Raw genomic sequence first — 25,349 nt, 5'->3', positions numbered from 1 at the left:
AATATAAAATAAAAATCATTTATTGACTGCTGATATAAGATAAGCTTCGGGGGAAGACCATGGACACTAAAGTGGCTGCTAACGACATTCAAGTTGCTGAAATCACGGGTAGTGCGATTGTTATCGATAATAAAGGCAATGCATCTGCTTTGAAGGTGGGTGAGACGTTAACGGCTAACGATACGATTCTTGTACTCCATGGCTCAAAAGTTGAGGTGAATGCTGATGGTAAGCGAACGGTCATAACTCAAGACTGCATTGCCTGCTTTGATACGGATTCGAAAAGCAGCGACATAGTGGTGAAACCACTGGGCGGGGAGGTGAACGCAGACCTCTCTAACCTCAACAATGCCGCTTTTGATGAAGATGATATTGCCGCGATTCAAGATGCCATTTTGGCCGGAGACGACCCTACCGCGATTTTGGAAGCGACCGCAGCTGGTGGTACTTTAGGTTCCGCCAATGCGGGCTTTGTCACCGTGGATTACAATTATGCACAGACACTCGCTCAAACTTTCTTCGAAACCAGTGCGACTCGCCGTGATGTTTTTGTTGAGAGAGAAGAAGACGGTCAATCGACGACCTTTGCAGCGGGTGGTGAAAGCATCACCGAACTTGTTATAGAAGGCGATCTCGAATCGGGAGCGGGTCCCGTCATTACGACCGCCTCAGTCTTGATTGACGCTGGCGATTTGCCGCTTGACCCTATCAGTTTTGTTCCAGACCCTATCTTTCTTACTGCGTTATTAGCCGAGTTAAATAGTGATATCCAATCCTCAGGTCAGGATGTGCTATTTACTTATGACGTGACCGAAAATGCCATTATTGGTCTCTCGGGAAGCGACGAAGTGCTGCGTATCGACATCGATGCAGTCAATGTCGGCAAAGACCTTAATCTAACGATTACCACGACACTATCCGAACCCATTGATCATTTTCCCTCTGTTGGTGGGGGCAATGTTGCTCTCGTGAACGATCAAATTGTGGTTAGCATTGAGATTACGGGTGCGGACATCGGCGGAAATACCATTCAAGCGCCAATTAGTGCAACGGTCACTATTGTTGATGATTTGCCGGAACTCAATGGTTTTGATGGGCAATCATCGGTTGATGAAGATGACATTCCGGTTATCGGTACAGCACTCGATGATAGTAACGAAATTCGCGGTACTGTTGACATTGCTGAGGGGGCCGATGGCGTTAAAAGCTATCAGGTCACCAATATTGGAACACTGCTTGATGGGTTAACGTCCGGTGAGGAAAGCCTCGAATGGAAAGCGGGCAGCCCAGAACAATCAGGCACCCAGTTTACGTACACGGCACAAACGACATCAGGTGAGACGGTGTTTACCTTGGTGTTTGACACCAGCGACAATAGTTACAACTTTACTTTAGATAAACAGCTCAATCACGCGTCTGCGCAAGGTGAAAATACGCTAGATTTAACGTTCCAAGTGACGGCGACTGATTTCGATAACGATACCACGACCGATAAGCCTTTAGTGATTTCTGTCATTGATGATGTTCCTGTACTTAACGGCTTCACCGGCGACACCATTGTTGATGAAGATGACATTCCGACGATTGGCTCTGCGCTGGATGGCAGCAATGAAATTAGCGGCAATTTTGATATTGCCGAAGGGGCTGATGGCGTAAAAAGCTACCAGATCACCAATACTGCCACGTTACTTACGGGGTTAAGCTCCGGTGAAGAAGCGTTGGAATGGAAAGCGGGCAGCCCTGAGCAGAGCGGTACGCAATTTACCTATACTGCGCAAACCGCTTCGGGTGCCACCGTCTTTACGCTTGTGTTTGATACCAGCGATAAGAGTTACCGTTTTACATTAGATAAGCCATTAGATCATGACAATGTGCAGGGTGAAAATCCGTTAGCTCTGGATATCATGATCAGCGCCAGCGATTTTGATAACGATACCAGCGCGGCGCAATCATTGGTGATCACCGTTGTGGATGACATTCCGCTGATCAATACGATTGAACCACTGTCTATTGATGAAGATGATCTGCCTGGCGGTCGGGATGCTGGAAATGACGCATTAACAGATTCGGGTGTGTTTGATACCACGCAAGGCGCTGATCGTGTCGTTACCTATAGCCTTGAATCGCTTACCGATCCGGTTGCTGGCCTTGAATCCCAAGGCAAAGCGATCATGATTACCGAATTGTTTGAACAAGCAACTCAAACCTACACTTACACGGGCTCTACCGACGATGGCGAGGTGTTCGTTTTAACCTTGAATGGCAATGCCGGAAGCTATGAGTTTGAACTTAAAGCACCGATTGATCACGCCGATAGCGAAGACGATAAAGATCTGACCTTTTCGATTGTCGCCACAGACCAAGATGGTGACACCAGCACTAAACCTCTCGTGGTCACGCTCGTTGATGATGCCCCGATCTTAAACGGCTTTATGGGCCAAATGAGCGTGGATGAAGATGACATTCCGGTCGTCGGCTCTGCACTGGATGGCAGCAACGTAATTGGCGGCACGATCGATGTTGAAGAGGGCGCTGATGGGGTTAAAAGCTATCAGGTGACCAACACCGCAACCTTACTTAGTGGCTTAACGTCCGGCGATGAAGCATTAGAGTGGAAGGCGGGAAGCCCGGAACAAGACGGGACGACATTCCTCTATACTGCGCAAACTGCATCGGGTGATGATGTCTTTACCTTGCTGTTCGATACCAGCAATAAAAGCTACCAGTTCACCTTGGTTAAGCCTCTCGATCATGACATCGTTCAGGGTGAAAATACTCTGGATTTGACTTTCCAAGTCACCGCGACCGATTTTGACAATGACACCACGGGCGAGCAGCCTCTCACGATCACTGTCGTGGACGATATTCCGGTGATTAACACCATCGCACCATTGAGTGTCGATGAAGATGATCTGATGGGCGGCACCGATCAAGGCAACGACGCACTGACGGATTCGGGTGTATTTGTCACCACTCAAGGCGCTGATGGCGTCGTCACTTATCAACTGGAATCGTTAACCACTCCGATTTCCGGACTGCAATCGCAAGGCAATCCGGTCGCTATCACTGCGTTGTTTGATGCGGCGACACAAACGTATACTTATACTGGTGCAACAACGGATGGCCCTGTTTTTGTTTTAACCTTAAGCGGCAGCGGTAGCTATCAATTTGAATTGAAAGCGCCTATTGACCATGCTGATAGCGAAACCAATAAGGATCTTACGTTCTCGATTGTCGCCACGGATCAAGATGGTGACACCAGCATTCAGCCTCTCGTGGTGACGCTAGAAGACGATGCGCCAACCTTAAATGGGTTCCTCGGCCAAACGCGAGTCGATGAAGATGATATTCCGATGATCGGCTCAGATACTGGTGCCGGTCAAGTCGGCAGCAATGTCATTGGCGGGACGATGGACATCGATGAAGGCTCAGATGGCGTGAAAAGCTATCAAGTCACCAATGTTGGCACATTACTGAATGGATTAAGCTCCGGTGGAGAAAGCCTTGAGTGGCAAGCGGACAGCCCTGCGCAATCCGGCACGCAGTTCACCTACACCGCACAAACCTCCGCCGGTGACACCGTCTTTACGCTTGTGTTTGATACCAGCAACAACAGCTACCAATTCACACTGAACAAGCCGCTTGATCATGCCATTGTGCAAGGGGAAAACACCCTTGAACTGACTTTCCAAGTGACCGCGACGGATTTTGATAACGATACCACGACCGCGCAGCCATTGGTGATCACCGTCGTGGATGATATTCCCCTGATCAATGCCATTGCGCCGCTTACGATTGACGAAGATGATCTCGTCGGCGGCACCGATGCAGGCACGGATCCGCTGATTGATACTGGCACTTTCGATACCACGCAAGGTGCCGATCAAGTGGTGACGTATCAACTCGAATCGAGCACCATACCGGTCGCGGGCCTTGAATCGCAAGGCAAGCCGGTTTCTATCAGCGAGTCGTTTGACTCGAATACCCAAACTTACACTTACACCGGGTCGAGTGACGATGGTGAAGTGTTTGTGCTGACATTAAGTGGCAATGGTAACTACCAGTTTGAGCTGAAAGCGCCGATTGATCATGCACTGAACGAAGACGATAAAGATTTAACCTTCTCTATTATTGCCACTGACCAAGATGGCGATACGAGCACCAAACCATTAGTGGTGAAACTGGTTGACGATGCGCCAACATTAAATGGCTTCCTTGGTGATACTCGAGTGGATGAGGATGATATTCCTGTTGTAGGTTCAGCACTCGATGACAGTAATACCATTGGTGGCACAATTGACATCAATGAAGGTTCTGATGGCGTAAAAAGCTATCAAGTGACCAATATAGCGACATTGCTAGATGGATTAACGTCGGGTAAGGAAAGCCTCGAATGGAAAGCGGGCAGTCCGGAACAATCAGGTACTCAGTTTACCTACACCGCTCAAACCACATCGGGCGACACCGTCTTCACCTTGGTGTTTGATACCAATAGTAGCACTTACAGTTTCACCTTAGACAAACCACTCGATCACGCGTTGGTACAAGGTGAAAACACGCTGAATTTGACGTTCCAAGTGACCGCGACGGATTTTGATAACGATACCACGACCGCGCAGCCATTGGTGATCACCGTTGTGGATGACATTCCGCTGATCAATACGATTCTGCCATTAAGCATCGATGAAGATGACTTAACGGGCGGCTCGGATCAGGGTAACGATTCACTTAAAGATTCTGGAGTCTTTGATGTGACACAAGGGGCGGATCAAGTGATTACTTATCACCTTGCCTCATTGACCGATCCGGTTGCAGGCCTTGAATCCCAAGGCAAAGCGATCATGATTACCGAATTGTTTGAACAAGCAACTCAAACCTACACTTACACGGGCTCTACCGACGATGGCGAGGTGTTCGTTTTAACCTTGAATGGCAATGCCGGAAGCTATGAGTTTGAACTTAAAGCACCGATAGATCACGCCGATAGCGAAGACGATAAAGATCTGACCTTTTCGATTGTCGCCACAGACCAAGATGGTGACACCAGCACCAAGCCATTAATCGTTAATTTGGTCGATGATTCGCCGACCTTAAATAGTGTTACAGGTAACCAAATTGTAGATGAAGACGACCTCGCCACGGTGGGTTCGGATCCAAGCAAAGAGCCCGTAACCATCGGTGGTACGTTTGACATTACGGAAGGGGCGGATTCACTAAAAGCAATTTCAATTGCCAATGACGCGACGGTTCTTAATGGACTAAAGTCGGGTGGTGAAAACCTTGAATGGGCGACAACGACAACCGTTGGCGATGTCATTACCTATACTGCGCAAACCGAAACGGGTAAAGAGCCTGTATTTACAATGGTGTTTAACACCGAAACACAGCGCTATGATTTTACCCTATTGAAATCGCTCGACCATCCAATCGGTCAAGGTGAAAACACGCTCAATATCAACTTCCAAATCAGCGTGATTGATTTTGACAATGACGAAAGTGCGGCAATTGCGCTGCCTATTACCGTGATTGATGATGTGCCAAGCGTTGATGCGGTTGAGCGTTTAGCGGTAAACGAAGATGATCTTAGTGATGGTTCAAGCCCAAGCGTGACAGCTCTCACTGATGACGGCTCATTCACTACCGTGCAAGGTGCTGATTCGGTGGTCAAATACACCTTAGAATCGACGACTTCACCAGTAACGGGGCTACAATCTGGCGGTGTCGATGTCACTATTTCTGCTGCGGTGATCGATACGGTGACGAATCAACACACGTACACCGGTCGTGCCGGTGGCGTTGACGTCTTTGTTTTGATTCTCAAAGCGAACGGTGAATACAGCTTTGAGCTAAAAGCGCCGATTGACCATGCGCCTGGTTCAGATTTGACCACATTGACCTTCCCGGTGATTGGGCACGATTTTGATGGTGACACGAGCACGAAAAGTCTCTTGGTTGATATCAACGATGACTTACCAACGATGACCGCAATCAGCGGCGATAAATTGGTTGATGAAGATGATTTAGCGGGTATTGGTTCCACCAACAATAACAGAAAAGAAAGTACCACGGCAGAAGGCAATTTTGTGGGTGAGGAAGGCGCTGATGGCATCGTTGAATACCAAATCGTCAACCTTGATACGGTATTAGATACGCTTCAATCTGATGGTCAAAGCTTAGTCTGGGCAACGGTTCAAACCAATGGTACGCAAGTGATCCATACGGCGCAAACCGCCACCGATGGTGACACTGTCTTTACACTGGTGTTTGATACCGCTGACAACAGCTATGCGTTTACCATTGAGCAGCCCTTTGATCACGCGCAAGGTGAAGGTCAGAACGATCTGACGATTGGTTTCGATATTCGTGGTTTAGATTTTGATAACGATCCAACCGCGACGTTGCCGCTTGATATCGTCGTGACAGATGACGTACCGACGATCAGAGACCGAACGATTACGGTTGTTGAAGGTCAGGCTGGCAGTAAGAATGCTAATTTTTTCGGCAAGCCGGGTGCTGATGGCGCTGAAATCACGTTGGTGGAAGGTAATGACACACCAAACGGTGAGATTCGATTCCTACTCGCTGATGGAACTTATGTTGATGCATTGGATCCTGCCGGCGCTAGAACGACAGTTACCGTCGTCGAAACTATCCGCGATTCTAACGGAAATATCACCGATAACATCGTACAAGGGACACTGCAAGTTCGTCCTACATCGGGAGATAAAGGTCAATTCCGCTTTATTCCGGTCGAGAATCTAGAACATGACAGCGGCCAATTCACCTTTAGCATGACGGTGACGGCGACAGACGGTGATCAAGATCTCTCCGTAAAAACTTATACGGTGAATATTCTAGATAGAGACGCGACGATAGAATCTTCGAGTGTCGTGAGTTTTGAGGATTCAGGTCGCGACAGTTCATTGAGCTTCAATCCACCCATTACCAACAGTAATGATGAAGATAACCAAGGTTCATTGACCATTACGCCAAGTAAAGTAGAGCTAACCGTTAAGCTGTACGATTTAGATAATGGTGAAAAAGTCGGTGCGATTACGATTGAAGATGTTAATGCGCAAAATGGTAAGTTTTACTTCTTTGATGGCACCACTTATACCGAGTTAACCGTAGTTAATGGTAATGCAGTCTTAAATGCAGCCGATCTACAACAAACCATCAATACCATGACAACCATTGCGACCATCGATAATCTTTATTTTGTACCGGATCGTCATTATTCATCAACGAATGCCGGTTTCTCTGTTCCGGTGAGCATCGAAATACTGAACGGTGCGACGGCAGACCACTCCATTGACGGTACTTTGGATATTGAGGTTGAAGCCGTTGCCGATAAGGCAGAATGGAATGATGCAGCCAGCCTCTACACTTATTCATTGGTTGAAGATGACGACAATGCCACGCTTGTATTGGATGCAGTGACTCAAGATAGCAGTAACCCTGAAACCATTACGTATCGCTTAGAAGTCACCGAAGGTGCAGGCAAGTTCGAGTTACTTGATGGAACGGGTCAAGTGATTAATGAAATCGAACCTGGAGTGTACGAAATTGCCGCGGCGGATATTAATTCAGTGCAGGTGAATCCCATAGCTCACTTCTCTGGCTTTATTAAATTTGATGCGACCGCACTGACAGAAGAAACCGACAATGCGCTTGCTGGAAAAGATAAGGCTGAATCAGTTGTTCAAGAATTGGTGATTAACGTTCAACCTACTGCTGATCAAGGCTCTTTCAGTGTGAATCGCATATCCATTTTTGAAGACAATGCGGCAACACAAGATACCACTGATCCTGTGGACGACCATGAAGCATTCACTTTAGATAAAGTGATTTCACTGGGGACAACGGATGATATCCAAGCCCCTGATGATGACTCAGAATCGCAGTTTGTTCGTATCGAGAACTTTACAGCGGAAGATGGCTCAGTATTAGTGGGTTATGAAGTGCGTTGGATTGGCACGGAAGAAGATAGCCCGATTGTTGAGCTTTCACCGGGAGTCGTTGAAATTCCAGAATCGGCGCTACCGTTTGTTGAAGTGCAACCGCCGTTACACAGCAATAAAAATTTTAGCTTTGATGTAGTGGGTATTGTTAAAGACACGGCAACCTTAGCGGATGGCACGCAAGTGACCGACACCAAGCCAATGGGCGACGCGAAAACCGTTAATGTTACGGTGAAAGGCGTCGCTGATACTCCTTACTTGCCTGATGTACCAGAAGAACCGGTTAACCCAGATGACCTTGTTATTGGTGAGTGGTATCAATACGACGATCCGTCGGGATTGGTTGGTGCGCAAGTGACCATCGATGAAAGCTCTGAGGCTGTCATCAATTTCTCGGTGTTATCAGGGGAAGAATCCAATGGCGTGTTTGATGACTCCGAGAGTCTGTCCGTTTTGCTTTCTAACATTCCGGATGGGGTCGTTTTGATCGACTCGGACGGGGGTACGATTGACTTAGTGTACGTAGGTGAATCTGGTGGTAAGCCCGTTTATCAAGCCAATATTACCGAAGAAAACTATCAATCAGGTATTACCATTGAGCCACCGAAATACTCAACTGACGACTTTATGATCAGTGCGAAAGTGGTTGTTACCGAAGACGATGGTCATGTCAGAGAGGTGAACGGTCTCTTGAAAGTGAAGATAGTGCCTGTGATCGAAACCGGAGGCGAAGACCTTGCTTATAAAGCCAGTGTCTCCGGGAATGAAGACACCTTCATCGAGATACCTTGGAATTTAACCAAAGATGAAGATACACCAGATAGCACTGCGACAACTAATGGCCGTGATTATGAATTCGTCACAGAAATTAAAATTTCTGGTTTCCCCTTGACCGTAGGTGAAGAGGTCGATATTCAGGTTGATGGTCAAGATGTTGTAGTGGATGGCGTTTTACAAGCGGGCATTAGTAATATCACTTATACCAATGGTGTTTTGACCATTACGGGCTTAGACCAAAGCTCGACGCCACCGAAAATCTCTGTTCGCCCTGGAGAGGACTCAAGCAAGAATATGCTACTCACCAGCCTATTAAAAATGAGGGAAATAGATGAAGATGATCCTTCGATCGTCGTAAAAGGTGATGTTACCGGCACCCTCACTATTACTGTCCTCCCCACAGTTGAATCTGATGGAACACTCAGTATTGAAGACAGTGATGGCAATCCAGTAACAACGATTAGTGATACCGATGATGGTGCGAGAGATGGCCGTATTGATTTTACCATTAATGATCAAAATGGTGACGCCAACATCATCAAATGGGAGGATCTTGACCCAAGTTCAGTAGAAAGTGTCGCGCAAGTTGTGGTGCGTTTTTCTGGGTTTAGTGGCGGTATTCCTGATGCCGACCTTGAAGATGTGATGGATCAATTGATTGTGTTTGGTGCCGTGAATAACGGGGATGGTTCATGGACGGTGATCGATGAAGAAAAATTCACTATTTCGGCGCCTAACGGACTCACTTATCCAGATGCTGGGAATGTTGAGAATACAATCAAAGTGGAATTTGTCGCCGAAGTGAAAGATGCCGGTGATGAAGGCGAAGGCAGCGCGGTGGAAGAAGTGAAAACGACGGTGGATCTCGTTTTCCCGAGCGATATTTCGACCTTAACGACGGTCGCCGCGGAAATAGAAGAAATCGTTGCTGACACGGCAATCATCATTGGTAAAGAAGACAACAGCTTTGATGTCAGTAGCCAACTTTCTAATGTGATTCAGCTAAAAGCAGACACCGCGGATGGTATTAAAGACCAAGTGACACTGGTCATTGCAAAAGCGGATATTCCTGACGAAGTAGAAGGACTGCGCATCGAAGGCGGTACCTATGATTTTGCCAATGAAATGTATCTTTTTGAAGCCCAAGTAACGGCTGATGGCGACTTAATCATCCCAGATGGTTGGGATTTCATTACCCCAGAAGATTACGCGGGTGATTTCAGCATTCCTATCTCGGTTGTGACAACAGATACCATTTCAGGGGATGAAAAGGTATTGACTGTCGACGTGAAATTTGCGGTTTCTCCATTGGTGGATGTACCGGAATCATCAGGGGGAAGCGATCAACCTGAAGATGACGATGTTACCCCTAGCTTTACCATTGATGCGACCTCTGTCGAAGTCGGTTCAGGTATCGAGTTATCTCCAGATGCGTTAGAAGATAACTTGATCAAACTTGACCTAGATATCGCGCTTGCGGATGACCGTAATACCTCAACGCAAGGTGAAGAAACGTTAACGAAAGTTGAAATAGCGCTGGTCGACAGTGATTTAGGATTTTTCGCTGATATCAATGGTGATCCGATTTCGACCACGACACCAGGTGTGCTGGTGATTGAATCAAACAACCCTGCGGATATTGAAGCGGCATTGCAAGCGATCTATTTTGTGCCGAAACTCCATTACTCGACGGATAATAACTTCGACGACAAGAATACCGATAACGATACGGTTAAAATTCGTGTCACAGGCACGGTTACTGATACAACGACCTTTGATGATACGGGGACAACGCAAACACCAGATACACAAGCGGATAAAACCTTCAGCACAGACATGTTGTTTGAGATAACCCCCGTACTTGACCCGATTATCATGCCAGAGGCATCCGACAATATTGTGGTGGTTGGTAACGAAGATTCCGATATTAGCTTATCAAGTAGTGGGAGTGGCTTACAAATAGCCCTTATCGATACCGATGGCTCAGAGCAATTTTTATCGGCCAAATTGACGGGCGTGCCTACCGACTTTATCGTTGAGAGTACCTCGTCTGATTTCGTCGTAAAAAATAATGGTGGCGGGGAATGGACGATTCAAATCACCAATCCAAACATGGTGTCTATTGACCTGTCGACAGTTACGATCACTCCGGCGGCCAACTTTAGCGGCAAGGCTGACATTAACATTGTGGTGTATACCCAAGAAAAAAAATTGGGTGTACCAGAGCCACATACTGGCAAATTCACCATTGAGGTCACGCCAGTGGGCGATGTGGTGGATACCGACGCGGTTGATTCTGTTACGGGCCTAGAAGGCGTGAATATTGATATTGCCATCAATGCGAGTGTGATTGATACGGTGGATTTATTGCCTTCAGACAGCGCCCAAGACCAACCTGAAACCTTACTGATTACGGTAGAAAATGTCCCTGATGGTGGCACGATCTACTTCCCTGATGGGATCCAAAAGGCGACGGATTTGGGTGGGGGAGTTTGGCAACTCGAGGTGAACGCTCAGTCGTTGGATAAGATCGTCTTTAATTCGGGCGAGCAGAACCAGGGAACATGGGATCCTGATCAACTGGTCATCAAAGTGCAATCAGTGGATACCGGTTATGATGGCGTTAAACATCTTGGTCCAATCACAACGTTAATCGTTGATGTTGCCGTGGATGCGGTGAATGACCGCCCTTATTTTGACCTGATTGCGGATTTGCAAACCGCAGAAGATACGCCTGTTTTTGTTAAAGGATTCACCATTAATGATATTGATGCCACCTTGGATGATCCTGATGCTATTTACACGTTAACACTGAATGTCGATAGCGGTTTATTAAGTCAAGATACCTCAGTCGCATCAAGTTATGGCTTAGTGATGACACCGGCGGATGCCACCGGCGTTACGACAATCACCATTTCTGGTACCGTTCAGAATATTAATGATGCGCTAGCGGGCAACTTAGTCACCTTCACCCCAGATGCTGATAGTAACGACCTATTGGATCCTGATGGTGTAAAAGTGACGGCCACAGTGAATGATAACGGTAATATCGGCTTGGTTGAGGCGGGCAACGACGACACGTTGAACCAAAACACCGCGGAATTTATCATTAACGTTTCGGAGGTGAATGATAAGCCAAATGCTGTTGATATTGCTTTAGCCCCTATAAACGAAGATACGCCACTAGTCATCACGCTTTCAGAGTTGATTGGCCCAACAGCCAGCACTGATCCAGAAGGGCACAACTTAATCGTTAAGTCGATTACTGTACCGCCCGAACAAGGGACTATTATGGGCAATCCTGATGGTGTGTCATGGACATTCCAACCCAAACTGGATTTTTCTGGCGATGTCACGATAAGTTATGAAATCGAAGATGACGGCACCACGAATGGTTTATCAAATAAGTTGACTGACCAAGGGATCATCACGGTTACGGTGCTTCCCGTCAACGATGCTCCTGAGGTCGATGTGGTCTCAGCGACCGCAACCATTGATGAAAATGCAGGACAACCGATCAGCGGCATCACCATAACCGATGTTGACTATGTCGGTGCCAACGCCGACGACATCATGAGCGTTCAATTGAGCGTCAGCTATGGATCGTTGAGCGTTATTCTACCAACGGGTTCAAGTGTGAGCGTTAATCCAGCGTCTGGCAGTTCAATTACGTTAGAAGGCACACTGACTGAGTTGAATGCGTTGCTGGATACGCCTGCAAATGGGGAAGGGGTGATGCTCGATGCCCGCTTTGCGACGGCCTCAGAAATCGTATTAACCGTTGCCGCAACCGATTCAGATAATCCATCAGGAATGAATCTGACAACCAGTAAAACGCATGATATTACGGTGAATCCGGTGGCTGATGCGCCGACGTTATCCATTCAACCAGGATTTGATTATATACGTAATGTCTCCGCAAACCTTGCTGCTAGTAATAATGGCATTGCGATTGTTGGCATCATTGCAGCGCTCACCGATATTAATGAAGTGTTGTCACTTGAACTGACGGGTGTGCCTGCGGGCGCGAGTGTCACCACCAGTTCCGGCACGATTTCAGACAGCAATGGTGTTTATATCATTCCTGCGGATGAGATTGATAGCATTGAAATTGTTGGTGCAGGCGTCGGCTCTCATACACTACAGATGAACGCCGTTTCAACCGATGGCGCAGAGACCGCGGAATCCGCGCCAATTGATATCGTATTAGAGATTTCTCCTGACGGGACCGACATTGATGAATCTCTGCAAACTGCCGATGTTTCGCTGCTGGGCGATGATACTGGCGTTGAATTAACCTCTGGCTCAGGCAATGACCGCATTGTGGGGGGCGATGGTAATGATGTTCTTATCGGCGGCGCGGGTGACGATGAGATCGATGGGGGCGGCGGCAATGATTCAATTGACGGTGGATTGGGATCAGACATTCTGACGGGGGGAAGTGGGGATGATGTGTTTGTTTGGCATGCCATCTCAGATGGCGCGACAGACACCATTACCGACTTTACTGTTTCAGAAGATAAGATCGATCTACGTGATATTTTACCAGAGTTGAAATCGGCTTCTGTTGATATTAATGACTTGCTGGACCATATCGGAGTGACGGTACAAAACGATGATTTGGCGCTGAATATTCACCCAGATGGAGCCGGTATGGGTGACCAGCAAACCATCTTGGTTGAAAATTTAGCACAAAATCTCACATTGGATGGTTTAGACCAAGGACAGATATTAACCACATTGATTAACGAAAATGTCTTTATGCACGACAGCTAAGTTTAATACTTAGGCGCTTAATGTGGCCAATCGTGAACAAACAAAAAGCGCAGGAGACTGCGCTTTAATTCTATCTATGAGTTAGAGATCACCAGAATAGATTTTTAGGATCTTTATCGATCTCACGCATAATCGCAGTGAGATCTTGGCTTTGTGATAGGTAAGGATAGGGTTGCCAATCATCATCGTACTGTTCATCAATCATAAATAACAGCCACGCTTGTTGCTCATCATCCCAGCACACTTTAGCGATGGCTGATGTGTAATCACAGTGAGACGAATCAAGTAGATAGTGTTGATTGAAGAAAATAACCCCATTAACGATCGATTCAAAATCCGCCTTCCCGCCAAGGGCGGTGGGCATGTTCTGGTTACGGTGATGACAGATAGTTTCTGCCCGTGTTTCCACTTGTTTTTGCAATAAACTGACCAGACTCATCGTTGCTCCGAAGCGGCTCAAATAATATTGAATTCCTTATAGTATGGCTTACTCATGCATAGGTCTGCTTTGTCTTTCACAAAATTGTCATCAAAGCGACATATCCTAAGCAGGTAATCACTTGCTGTCGGTGTTATCACGATAATCGTATTGGGACAGCGCTATTTTATGGAGAATACTATGGTCCGAGTTGTGTTAGCTGCGCTTATTTCAATGTCTGCGGTCACCTTTTCTGCGCACGCGAGCGAAATTAACATTTCAGGCTCTACGTCAGTGGCTCGAATTATGGATGTACTGGCTGAACGCTTTAATCAAAGTCATCCCGATTCGTTTATTGCTGTCCAAGGTATCGGCTCAACTGCCGGCGTCACGCTCGTCAAAAGCGGAGTGGCAGATCTGGGTATGAGCTCGCGTTACCTAACCAATATTGAACAAGATGAAACACTAACGGTGACCAGTATCGCCTTAGATGGTCTAGCCGTTATCGTGAACCAGTCGAATCGCGTTAATAACATCACCAGAGAGCAACTCTATGATGTCTATAAAGGCAAGATTACGAACTGGAAACAGTTAGGGGGAGACGATCAAACGATTGCTGTTGTCACACGTGAAGCGTCGTCAGGCTCACAATACAGCTTTGAAAGCCTATTAGGTTTGAATAAGGTGAAGAATGGTCATCTGGTTTCGGATGTTAACCCGGATAACTTGGTGGTTAATAGCAACAGCATGGTGAAGACGTTGGTGAACCACAATTCACAAGCGATTGGTTTTGTTTCGATGGGATCGGTTGACCGCTCAGTGAAAGCCATCCAATTTGAAGGTATCGATCCAACCAATAAAAACGTCGCTGATCACACTTACGAGCTTGCGCGTCCTTTCTTGGTGTTTTACATCACGGAGAAGATTGATCCACAAACGCAGTCATTTGTGACTTATCTGGCAAGCAAAGAAGCCAAACAACAGATTGCAGAATACGGTTACACACCGGTGAAATAGACCGCCAGGTCAATATCACATGATCAATAAAAAGGAGAGCTTGAATGCTCTCCTTTTTTGTTAAATGACCAAAATGAAAGACTTAACGCCTACTTAAGCCTTTGGTTTTGCATAGTGGTGAAGCAAAATATCATCTTGCTCAATCTCAGCGCGGTAAGCTTTGTACGCTGAGCTGAGTTCTTCCACTTTCGCTTTGAAGTCCGCTTTGCCGACTAAGTTTTCAACTTCGTACGGATCCAATTCGATATTGAATAGGTATTTTGCATTACCATCACGGTCAAGAATCAGTTTGTAATCATCAATACGCACGGCGTACTCGTTGATTGGATCATCTTGATATGGCATATCAATGGTCCAAATCATTGGCTTAGTACGTGTCACTTCACCACCTTCTTTAAAGGCAGAAGTGAACGACACACCATCGATTACGCGATCAGTCGGTAATTCAAAGCCCACCATTTCAGATAGAGTAGGGACAATATCTAGGCCGTAAACAGGCTCATGCGATTGGCTGTTAGCGGTAATACCAGCGCCTTTCATGATAAGAGGTACGCGAATGCCGCCTTCAAATAAGTTGTCTTTACGGCCACGTAAACCGCCGGTTTCGCCTGCCATATTCAGCTCCCACGTTTTACGAGCTTCACGTGTCACTGGGCCGTTATCAGAAGAGAACATGATAATCGTATTATCGTACTCACCGATTTCTTTCAGCTTGCTTACGATGCGACCCACTTGCTCATCCATGTAAGAGATATTGGCGTAGTATTCACCTTGGCCGCGGTATGGCTGGCCTTTCCAATCCCAGTGATACAAATCAGGGTTCTTTTTCGCAAAATCGGTGATGTAGTCTGAGTACATATCAAGATATTTTTGTGGCGATGCAATCGGCGTGTGCACCTCTGGGAACGGCACGTACAAGAAGAACGGGTCTTCTTTATTAAGCGTGTCTAGCCATTGAATGGATTCATCCGCCACAATACCGCCAGCGTAGTCATTGGTTTCACCCACAGCTTTGCCATTGCGAATAAAGTTGTCTGGGTAGATTTTACCGTGACGAAGGCTGCCATCGGCATTTGGTGTCTCAACCTTCTTGTTTTTTTGCCAACCTGCATACATAGCAAACGAATAATCAAAGCCAAGATCTTTGGCTTGTGGATGCTCCGTCATGTGGCTTCCGCCGTTAAGGTGTACTTTACCCATTAACGCAGTGTTGTAGCCCTCGTCTTGCAGCATGTGAGCAAGCGTACGCTCACCCCAACCGATATGGACATTTTGGCTGTCTGGGATCCATGAACGGATACCAGTACGGTAAGGCGTTCGGCCCGTTAACATACCAGCGCGAGAAGGAGAACAAAGCGGAGCTGGTGAGTAATACTGGGTAAACTTGACCCCTTCCGCCGCCAGTTTATCGATATGCGGTGTTTTAACGATTTGATGGCCGTATGACGCTAAATCGCCATACCCTAGGTCATCAACATAAAAGATCACAACGTTAGGCTTAGCCGCGTTGTTGGTGGTATTCGTATCAGCAGCAAGGGCATTACTCGACATCGCAGTCATTGCGATAAGACTAGCAAGAACAGTTTTTTTCATGTCATTTTATTCCTAGTTGACATCATTATTGACCAAATACACAAACGACAACGTTTGCATATTTGGTTGGTTTTACGCTGAAAAATCAGCGTAAATAGAAAGCGTTACAAACAGAAAAGTCTAAAGATTACAGGATGTTGTTGACGATATAGCGCATGTCATTTTGAGTACTTTTGAAAAATGACTTATAAGACGCACACAAATAATTTTCGCCATTGGCCTTATTGTGATTTGGGCATCCGCCATTACACATCTCAAGGAACTCACACTTTTTACAGTGATTGGTGCTGCGTAAGGCTAAGAATTGGCGATGCTGATCACTCTCGATTGCCGATTCGATAGTGGCAGAGTGTATGTTCGCCAAGCGGTACTTATCTTCGACAAAGTGATCGCATGAATAGAGATCGCCATTTGATTCGATCACTAGTGGCGCACCGCACGCTTTATTGTGAAAACAAATCAACGCATGCCCGTTGGCATAAGAAGAGAGGGCACTTTCAAAGTTCATGACAAACATGTACCCAATATCGGCTCTTATCCACTCCTTAAACACATCGCTTAAAAAGGTACCAAAGCCCTTTTCCGGCACATTAAATGGTAAAGGTTTGCCTTTATTAAACGACACGACAGGGATAAATTGAATATAACGCGCCCCGATGGCTTTTAGGTTGTTATAAACCGACTTACCTTTGTTCCAGTTTGCGCTATTCACCGTGCAGAGGATATTGTATTCCACTTGCAACTCGTTAAATAAAGCGACCGTCTGTTTTACTTTGCTAAACGTATCGCCACCTGAAAGCGTGATTCGGTACTTATCATGCGCAGATTGTGTTCCATCGAGAGAGAGACCAACGAGAAACTGATGCTGTTTGAAGAACTGCGACCACGCTCTGTTGATGGCAATCCCATTGGTTTGAATCGAGTTAGTGATCTGTTTTCCATTGGCGAATTGCTTTTGCAGCGCCACCGCTTTTTCAAAAAATGCCAACCCCGCGAGCGTGGGCTCACCACCTTGCCATACGAAACTCACTTGTGGCGTCGGGGACTCGCTAATGTATTGACGAATAAAACGCTCAAGAGTCTCATCACTCATACATTCTGTTGGCTTGCTGTTAAGCGCGTCAGCGGTACCAAGGTAAAAGCAATATTCACATTTCAGATTACATTTGTCGCTGACGGGCTTCGCCATAACGGTGAATGCGGATAGAGCCATATATAATCCCTGCTGCTGTACATTTATCGATAAATGTGTGTTCAATCCATCACAGAGTAATAACGAATATTAATCGTAACAAATTGAATTGATAGTAATTGATATCTCTATCACTTGTTGCGCAACGTTATAGCGGTAAACGAAATATAAGTCTCTAAGTTTAAAATGAGATGTTTAAAACTGAGTAAGCAATCGATTGCTTTTTTGGTGAAAACACGGTTTGTTTACCGAATATAAGTAAGGGTAATTATTTGTGGCGGCTTGTAATAAAACAGTGAGTATTGAGTGTTACCGCGGTGCGTATAGGTGCGTATAGGTGCGTGTTGGTGTGTATCGATGCGTATTGTATCGGCGAGAAATAAACAAAAGGAGAGGGAGAGAAGAGGAAGCAAAAAGGCCATATAAATGGCCTTTTCTACACACATTAGAAATGTAACTGAATCACAGAAACGACAACAGCGCCAGGGCGGCGAATGCCTTCGATTTCAACTTTGATTTCACGCTCTACTTCTAAGCCTTTCTTAATCGGAGTGACTTTAGAAAGAGTGCTGACAGCGCGGATACGATTTCCCGCTTTAACAGGATAAGGAAAACGAACTTGGTTTAGACCTAAGTTCACCACCATTTTCGCGGTAGGGAACAAGTTCTTTTCAGGATCAACGCTATCGGTCATTTTAGGTAATAACGCGAGCGTTAAAAAGCCATGAGCAATCGTCGTCTTAAATGGCGATTCTGTTGCTGCACGCTCAGGATCAGTATGGATCCATTGCATGTCTTCCGTTATCTGGCCAAATTGATTGATGCGTTCTTGAGAGACATCAATCCATTCACCGGTATGGATTACGGTATCGATCTTTGTTTTTAGCTCATCAAACAAAACTTGCGCGTCGGCCTTAAGCTCAATCGGTTTTGGCTGAGGAGGCTCATCATTCACAGCCGGTTGCTGTAAATCACGCAAACGGGTAAATAGATGGCGATTATTCGCTTTGTGCATGAACTCACCCCAGTACTCACGTACAGCAGGGGACATCCATTGCATAAACTCAGAATTGTGCTTTGAGTTTGACTCACTACGATGTTTAAACAAGTCAGCGACTTTCATAAAAACCTCAGAAACAGACTATAGGCTAGGCTAATTAACTAATTTTGAAGCAGTTCACACTTATCTGCAATCTTTTTTGGGCGTACAAACGTGCACTCAGTTGCTATAAATCCATATAAATCATGATGATATCAATAAAACGTTATTTTATTATGTAATGCCTTTTTAGAGCCTTTACTTTAGTTTTAACGCCTATTTTCGCTTTCTGCCCTACATGAGAAAATATGGCGTTGGATGCTTTATAAGCACTTGAACAACAGATTGTAAATTATCGCTTTACAAGAACCACAGCAATAACTAATATGCGTCCCAACGGAGAGATGGCTGAGTGGTTTAAAGCACCGGTCTTGAAAACCGGCGTGGGTTTATAGCCCACCTAGGGTTCAAATCCCTATCTCTCCGCCACTAATTCCTAGAAAAAGCCTTTGATTCCAAAGGCTTTTTCCGTATCTGAAGCATAGAAAAGTCACCTAACACAAATAGGTGATACATATGTATTTGATAAAACTGGCTTCTGGCGTGTACTACACACGTATTGCCACCCCTGTTTTTCTACAAAACTCCCATGACTATCCAAAGGAAGTTCGCTTCTCTTTGCTGACCAAAACGCGCCGTGAAGCGATTAAGCGTAATACTCGTTTAGCCAGCGCTATCTGCTCTCTGTTCGATAGAGCACTCAATCAGTACATGCCTTACAAAACGTTCAAAGCTATTTTGCTGGTTTTGATTAAACGTGTACGTGAAGAGTTTTATGCTCAAGTCAGCAATCAGCCTTGTCAGCATGATGTTGTTGCTGATACCCCTCCACCAGCGCCTATTCAGGTTGCAACTGACAATCCTTCCAAGGATTCTAAATTCTTTGCCAACGAGTTGGATGAGTTCATTCAATCGAAAAACCTAGAGAGCATTACGCATCTGTCGGTTACGCAATTGAAGCAACGTTGCACCGACTTCATTTACTTCATCAGAAAGCGCAAGTTACCTGCGACAGCCAAAACCGCTATGGCTTATCGAGATAGCCTGTTAAGCCGTGGGCTGGGTTCGAAAACGATCAAAGACTACCTTGCGGCGCTAAGGCAGTTTTTTACTTGGTGTGTACAGCGAGAAACGATTACCAGCAATCCCTTTCAATCGATCAAAACGCCTAAATCAAAGGCCACTAAAGCGTCAGAACAACGCTCGCGATGGACTCTGGATGAACTCACTAAGCTACTAACGTCAAGTGAGTATTGTAGCAGGGATAAGCAATTTGATTGGGTAACGAGATTACAGATCTATCACGGCTTAAGGCCCGCAGAAGCGTGCCAGCTATCGACAGCAGACATCAAGAAAGTAAATGGGATCTATTGCATCACCTGTTCTGATTCAAATGAGAAGCAGCGACTTAAAACCAAGAACGCTTACCGTTTAGTGCCCATTCATCAATCTTTGATTCAATCAGGGTTTATTGAATATGTCGAAGAACGCAGCCATAAGCGCTTGAAGCAACTATTCGACTATAAACCGCACGGTAAGAACCATGACTGGTCTTTCCGTTACAGGACGCATTTAGGGAAGATACAAACGGATATAGGTATGAAGCCTCAGGAGCGCCCAACCGCTTATTCATTCCGCCATACGTTTATCGATGAGTTAAAAATGGCTGAGGTTGCTGAGCACGTTGTGTCGGAAATCGTCGGTCATGCTCATCCCAACATTACCTATGGCCGTTATGGTAAGAATACTGACTTGCAGAAGCTCTATGATGCCGTAAATACCTTTCCTAAATTAGCTGGAGGAGATAGCCATGCGTAAGCTCGCTCATTTTGAATTGAAGTCTGTATTAAGTGCTCTAGACGATGCTGAGTTCACCCAAAATTATGACTTCTCGAATCTAGTTGCATGCGGCATTAGCCTTGAAGCCATCAGGCTTGTTTACCGTCTAAAGACGGCATTAAAGCGAAATGGTGATTTAACGGTGGCGAATTACATCCAACATGTGAATCAGCTCTACGCTGTTGTGGATTCATTCTACGGATTCAAAGAGATGCTCGGCTATGGTGTGCTTTCTCAAGAGATCGAAAGGGAAGAAAAGCTTTTGCAGTTGATTGATTTTGTACAAAGCCATGGCATGGATATCAGCATTGCGACCCAAGGAATAGCATGGGCGATATCCGTGCGGCTTGAGTAAGGTGATTGACACCTGAGCGCCGTTTACGGCGCTCTTATTGGTGTTCACAGTGCTCACTCTCTACCTGCTAGCTCAGAAATGACAAAACTTTGTCAGGCATTTCAGGACACTGGAAAATTTCAGATAAGCTCTGCTACTTCATAGTATTCGATTAGCTACAAAGTAGTGTCTAGTGTCTAGTGTCTAGTGTTGGTGGTGGAGAGCTCTTATCTGTGATATCAAGTCGTCACTCACACCCTCACCGAATGTACTGACCAGATTACGGCCTGGAAACGATTTTAAGCGCTCATCCAATGCCATCTCACCGCAGACATACCACTCATCAACTTCTAGTGCTTGAGCGTGTGCGAACATGCGTCTGTAAGGGTCATTGTCATCAGGGCGCAGCATTAAATGCTTATACGGAGCTAATTGGTTATCTGTAAACACATTGTGTTTGATGAGCAGATCTCTAGTGTAGTGGTCACCCGTTGGGTAAAGTAAGAGACCTGCTTCTGTCGCTGCGCGTGCTAGTTTCTGGGCTCCCGCACGATCTGGCTTGACATGTCTTAAAAAGTGGTCACTTGTGCTAAATGGTTTTTGTGATTTAAACGCCTCTCGTACTTTATCATGTCGGCTAAGGTACGCACTTGAGTATATAAGTGAGTGGGGGTCGAAAAATAGGATCTTCACGGCATTCTCCTCGGCTAACTAGAGTTGTTTCACCCTGACAATAACAGTAAATGAAGTAAAAAATGAGGTCGCGCTAGCGCAAATAATCAATAAGTTAAACTTATGCTTCTGCGAACTGAGTGGCAAATCACTTGGTGATCACACATTGTGAGTTGCCGTTCTGAATCGTTATTGGACATTTCCGAGTTACAGCATTTGTTAAATTAGTCGTTAGCGGATAAATTGAGGTATGGCAATATTTTCTCTACGCAGAATAGAGCAGGCTAGCTATCTTAAGGCGCTTCTGTCCACACCATTAACGAGTGTCTACTGATTTGGTGGCTATTCAGGTTGTCTATATTTTGTTCCTGAAAATCTACTTCAACAGCTTGGATATAGGAAATAGTTAGATGAAAGCTCTTTTGTCGTACTTCTCCATGAACTAATAGGGTATTGTCATGAACTAATGGGAGATTTTTTTATTTTAAATAACTGTTTTTTATCAGTAGTTTAAGGGTTATTCCTCTTGCCTATTTTCTAGAAAGATTATGCGAAGAGATATTTAAAGACAGCAATGCTTCATGTAAAAAGCACTTATGTTCTACGTATTTGATAGTTTTCAGGAGGTAGTGATGTTAGAGCTGTTTTTAAGTAGTTTGGAGAGGGTCGCTAAAATACAACCTCAGATAACGACCCTCATTCTAGTGTTAGCCTTATTAGGTAGTGACTTGATTGTGTTCATCAACGATTTTATGGCGGTAATGAAATGACTTTAATGCTCTGGTCTAAAATGCCCTCGAAATGGATTTCAGAGGGAATACTAAGAGAGTCCTTTAGTGGTGGTAGGAGTGTTAGTGATGATATCGCTGCTTTGAAGTTGTTCATTGTGCTGTGTATTCTTGCCAAGCAAGTTAACCGTTCGAGTGGTAGTTCGGTGCATGATGTTTTGGAAATCAGGGCAACATATGATCAGCTAACAGGTATGTGTTCACTTAGCCGTTCTTTGGTATCTAGAGGCTTAAAGAAGTTACATATAACAGGGTTGTTATCATCCTCTGGTGTTCGAACGAAAACTTATACTTTTACTCAGGTAGCCTACCGAGGATGGTGCAAGCTACCAAAAAGAGCGCTTGTTAAAAATGAGGAAGAAATCCCAGCAATGAAAGCTTTTCTCAATAGGTATTCTCATGAACGTGATGCTCTAAAATGCTTTTTGTACATACTTGCTAGCCGAAGCAATAGTAAAACTTACGTCGATCTTAGTCGGGGAACTATAGCCAAAAAGACAGGCGTAAGTCTGGATGCTATTGATGGCGCTATCGGATTTCTGCAAAGCACTAGTTTGATTTCTAAAGTAGAGGACAAAGGCTTCTTGGCTAACTCTATTCATCGTGATTTGTCAGAACGACTGCACAGGTACTGGGTGATTGGTAGCAGCAGTTTGAACTACAAGACATATTCGGTTGAAAGTTAAGACTCTATTCTTGTTAGGGAGCCATCGTTATACTTTATAGAGAACAACAGGAGATAATGCATGTTTTATTCTCTTAACGCTCGAGATTTTACACATTCATTCAAAAGGTTATTGGTTGTTTGAGAAGTTGAGCTGCTCAGTGATACATAATTTCTAGATGTGCTGAATTCAGATAACTTTTGGTAAGGTAAAATCGTATTACTAGAATGTGTATGAGTATTTGATCTAAGTGGAAATGGGGCAAAATGTTGTTACAACCAAGCCCTAAAGCATCTATCAGAGCAACGTTGTTTCCCTCTACTGACAATGTACTGTTGGTAGCTCAGCCCATTTTGTTAGGTAAGCAGGGGAAAGTCGGTCTTGAGTCATCTTTGCCTTTGCGTCAAAACCTTCAGATCCCAAACGCACGATACGCTTACCTGCATGGCTATTAATGATATCCATTGCAGTCATCAGGCGGGTGTCTTGCTGTGGGGCAAACATGTCTCCTTGAGCCTGTTGCATGTCACACAGTTCAAGGCAGCGGCAACCTATTTTGTAGTAACGTTCTCCTTCCCGAAATAAACCATTGTTCAGTGCCTCTGTCATCGCTTGCGTCAGCAATCGCGTGTCATCAATGGCTGTTACGAATCTAACTGTTTCACTGCGAGAAAAAGACTTCACGGCATGCTGACCTGAGGAGACATGAAATTGCACACACCGAGTGCCAAGTCCTGCTTTACGCATTTTAACCGCAGCTACTGCTACTCGGGCACTGAGTGCTTGATGAAGCTCATCATACGTTTCTGCCCGCACTGTGAGGCTTAAACTTGCCCCTATTTCTTGCTTGCTTTGGATATCGGGAAAACTACGGAAGTTATAAACCAGCTCGCCATTAAGCTCACGAACAATCCGCTCTAAATTTACTGAACCAGCTTGTTTGGCAAGCTTTAGAGGCATCTGCGCTAATTCTGCCGCTGTTCTGATCCCCTTATCCATCAGCATTGCTGCGGTTCGACGCCCAACACCCCAGACTTCATCTACAGGAAACTGCTGTAATATTTGGCTTTCATTCTTTGGCGTTAATAGTGCAATACCACGGTAACCTTCAAAGGTTTTTCCAACGTGGCTAGCCACCTTAGCTAGAGTAAACGTTCTTCCAAGCCCGCAACCAATAGGCAGTCGGGTATTCGTCCATGCCAGGCGACGAATCTGCCTTGCTGTGGCTATCCATTCATCATCACTAAGTGAGACGTTATCAACGGCAGCAAAAGCTTCATCGATACTGTAGCGATGGTAGTGTGTGAAGATCTGTGAGTCTTCAAGCGTGCAATGCAGTCTGTTAGACATGTCTGCATAAAGCTCATAGTTTGAACTAAACACCGCCACACCAGCCGCTTCAAGCAAAGCTTTTTGTTGAAAATATGGAGCAAACTTTTTAACACCTACGGCTTTGGCTTTCTTATTGGACGCAACGATCATTCCATCACCATTGCTCAATACAACAATGGGTTTATCACGTAGGTCTGGACGAAATACCGCCTCAACTGAGCAGTACATAGAGTGAACATCACATAGAAAAATCATGAGGTTATAGGGCGGTGGCAACGAATAGACTGTACAACTACTCCCTCAATCAGTGAGGCTGAGTTAATGGCAACGGGAGCATATTCTTCATTAGCACTGATCAAGCGTTTCTGGTGTAAATCTAAAAGCTTAACCACGAAAAGCCCATCATGGGTAGCAACCACTACATCACCATGGCGCGGTATGCAGGCGCGGTCTATCACTAACAAATCGCCATCATAGATCCCGACTCCCGTCATACTGTCACCCTGTGCGCGTACAAAGTAGGTCGAAGACTTACGCTCACCAACAATGAGGTCGTCTAAACTTAGTGATTTTAAGGCTTTATATTCTGCGGCAGGACTTTCAAATTGACTGATCCCCGCACTGGCGCTGACAAGTGACATGAAAATTCCAATGAATACTGTTTTTATACACAGCAATTATCGCGAATCATCATATACTGTCAAGCTAATCGAGATTGATAGCGGTAAAATTCACCAAGATCGTCAGCAATACAAGACCATCAACAATACTGAAGCTTAGAATTGGACATAAACGAGATAGAGTTTATGTTCTAGCCCGTTGAACTGAGATTAGTAGAGGTAAGTTGAACCCTTAGTCGTTTGTATGGAAAGCAGGTAAGAATTCG

Annotated in this window: 12 protein-coding genes and 1 tRNA gene; 6 read left to right on the top strand and 7 right to left on the bottom strand. The window is 45.4% G+C overall.

All coding sequences use genetic code 11. The annotated features are described in order from the left end of the window. Positions 1-59 precede the first annotated feature (59 nt). Complete coding sequence (locus tag OJ16_RS15140; protein WP_052811647.1) at positions 60-13,514, top strand: retention module-containing protein; 13,455 nt, start codon at positions 60-62, stop codon at positions 13,512-13,514. A gap of 88 nt (positions 13,515-13,602) precedes the next feature. On the opposite strand, the gene OJ16_RS15135 is transcribed toward OJ16_RS15140, so the two are convergent. Further along, a complete protein-coding gene (locus OJ16_RS15135) occupies positions 13,603-13,953 on the bottom strand; it encodes a DUF3024 domain-containing protein (protein ID WP_040992081.1) in 351 nt (116 codons plus the stop codon). A 180-nt stretch (positions 13,954-14,133) separates the two neighbouring features. On the opposite strand from OJ16_RS15135, the gene OJ16_RS15130 reads away from it, so the two are divergent. Further along, entirely contained in the window at positions 14,134-14,949 is an 816-nt protein-coding gene (locus OJ16_RS15130; protein ID WP_040992080.1) for a phosphate ABC transporter substrate-binding protein, read from the top strand. Between the two features lie 93 nt (positions 14,950-15,042). Here the strand turns inward: OJ16_RS15130 and OJ16_RS15125 are convergent, their stop codons facing one another. From OJ16_RS15125 to OJ16_RS15115, 3 genes are all read right to left on the bottom strand, one after another. Further along, positions 15,043-16,542 (bottom strand): sulfatase family protein, encoded by a 1,500-nt coding sequence (locus OJ16_RS15125; RefSeq protein ID WP_040992079.1) that lies wholly within the window; start codon positions 16,540-16,542, stop codon positions 15,043-15,045. Between the two features lie 127 nt (positions 16,543-16,669). Then, positions 16,670-17,755, bottom strand: coding sequence for an anaerobic sulfatase maturase (locus OJ16_RS15120; protein ID WP_040992078.1), 1,086 nt, complete (start codon positions 17,753-17,755; stop codon positions 16,670-16,672). Positions 17,756-18,179: 424 nt separating this feature from the next. Next, positions 18,180-18,857 (bottom strand): MaoC family dehydratase, encoded by a 678-nt coding sequence (locus OJ16_RS15115; RefSeq protein WP_040992077.1) that lies wholly within the window; start codon positions 18,855-18,857, stop codon positions 18,180-18,182. Positions 18,858-19,171: 314 nt separating this feature from the next. On the opposite strand from OJ16_RS15115, the gene OJ16_RS15110 reads away from it, so the two are divergent. The 3 genes from OJ16_RS15110 (at position 19,172) to OJ16_RS15100 (ending at position 21,027) form a co-directional block, all read left to right on the top strand. Further along, positions 19,172-19,262: transfer RNA gene (locus tag OJ16_RS15110), tRNA-Ser, on the top strand. A gap of 87 nt (positions 19,263-19,349) precedes the next feature. After that, positions 19,350-20,651: a tyrosine-type recombinase/integrase gene (locus OJ16_RS15105; protein WP_040992076.1), complete on the top strand. Its 1,302-nt coding sequence runs from the start codon at positions 19,350-19,352 to the stop codon at positions 20,649-20,651. Then, a complete protein-coding gene (locus OJ16_RS15100) occupies positions 20,644-21,027 on the top strand; it encodes a hypothetical protein (RefSeq protein ID WP_040992075.1) in 384 nt (127 codons plus the stop codon). Before OJ16_RS15105 ends, OJ16_RS15100 begins: the two co-directional genes overlap by 8 nt. A 183-nt stretch (positions 21,028-21,210) precedes the next feature. On the opposite strand, the gene OJ16_RS15095 is transcribed toward OJ16_RS15100, so the two are convergent. Beyond that, a complete protein-coding gene (locus OJ16_RS15095; RefSeq protein ID WP_040992074.1) occupies positions 21,211-21,699 on the bottom strand; it encodes a hypothetical protein in 489 nt (162 codons plus the stop codon). Between the two features lie 745 nt (positions 21,700-22,444). Between OJ16_RS15095 and OJ16_RS15090 the strand changes: the two genes are divergently transcribed. After that, a complete protein-coding gene (locus OJ16_RS15090; RefSeq protein WP_040992073.1) occupies positions 22,445-23,152 on the top strand; it encodes a hypothetical protein in 708 nt (235 codons plus the stop codon). Between the two features lie 297 nt (positions 23,153-23,449). Here the strand turns inward: OJ16_RS15090 and OJ16_RS15085 are convergent, their stop codons facing one another. Together OJ16_RS15085 and OJ16_RS15080 are read right to left on the bottom strand one after the other, a co-directional pair. Continuing rightward, positions 23,450-24,718, bottom strand: a complete 1,269-nt coding sequence (locus OJ16_RS15085) for a Y-family DNA polymerase (protein ID WP_040992072.1) — start codon at positions 24,716-24,718, stop codon at positions 23,450-23,452. Beyond that, on the bottom strand, positions 24,715-25,104 hold the full coding sequence (locus OJ16_RS15080) for a LexA family protein (protein ID WP_040992071.1): 390 nt from the start codon (positions 25,102-25,104) through the stop codon (positions 24,715-24,717). The genes OJ16_RS15085 and OJ16_RS15080 overlap by 4 nt, the downstream gene beginning before the upstream one ends. Positions 25,105-25,349 lie beyond the last annotated feature (245 nt).

This window comes from Vibrio renipiscarius (genome assembly GCF_000827885.1).
GTDB lineage: Bacteria > Pseudomonadota > Gammaproteobacteria > Enterobacterales > Vibrionaceae > Vibrio > Vibrio renipiscarius.
This window is presented reverse-complemented; position numbering and strand designations above follow the sequence as displayed.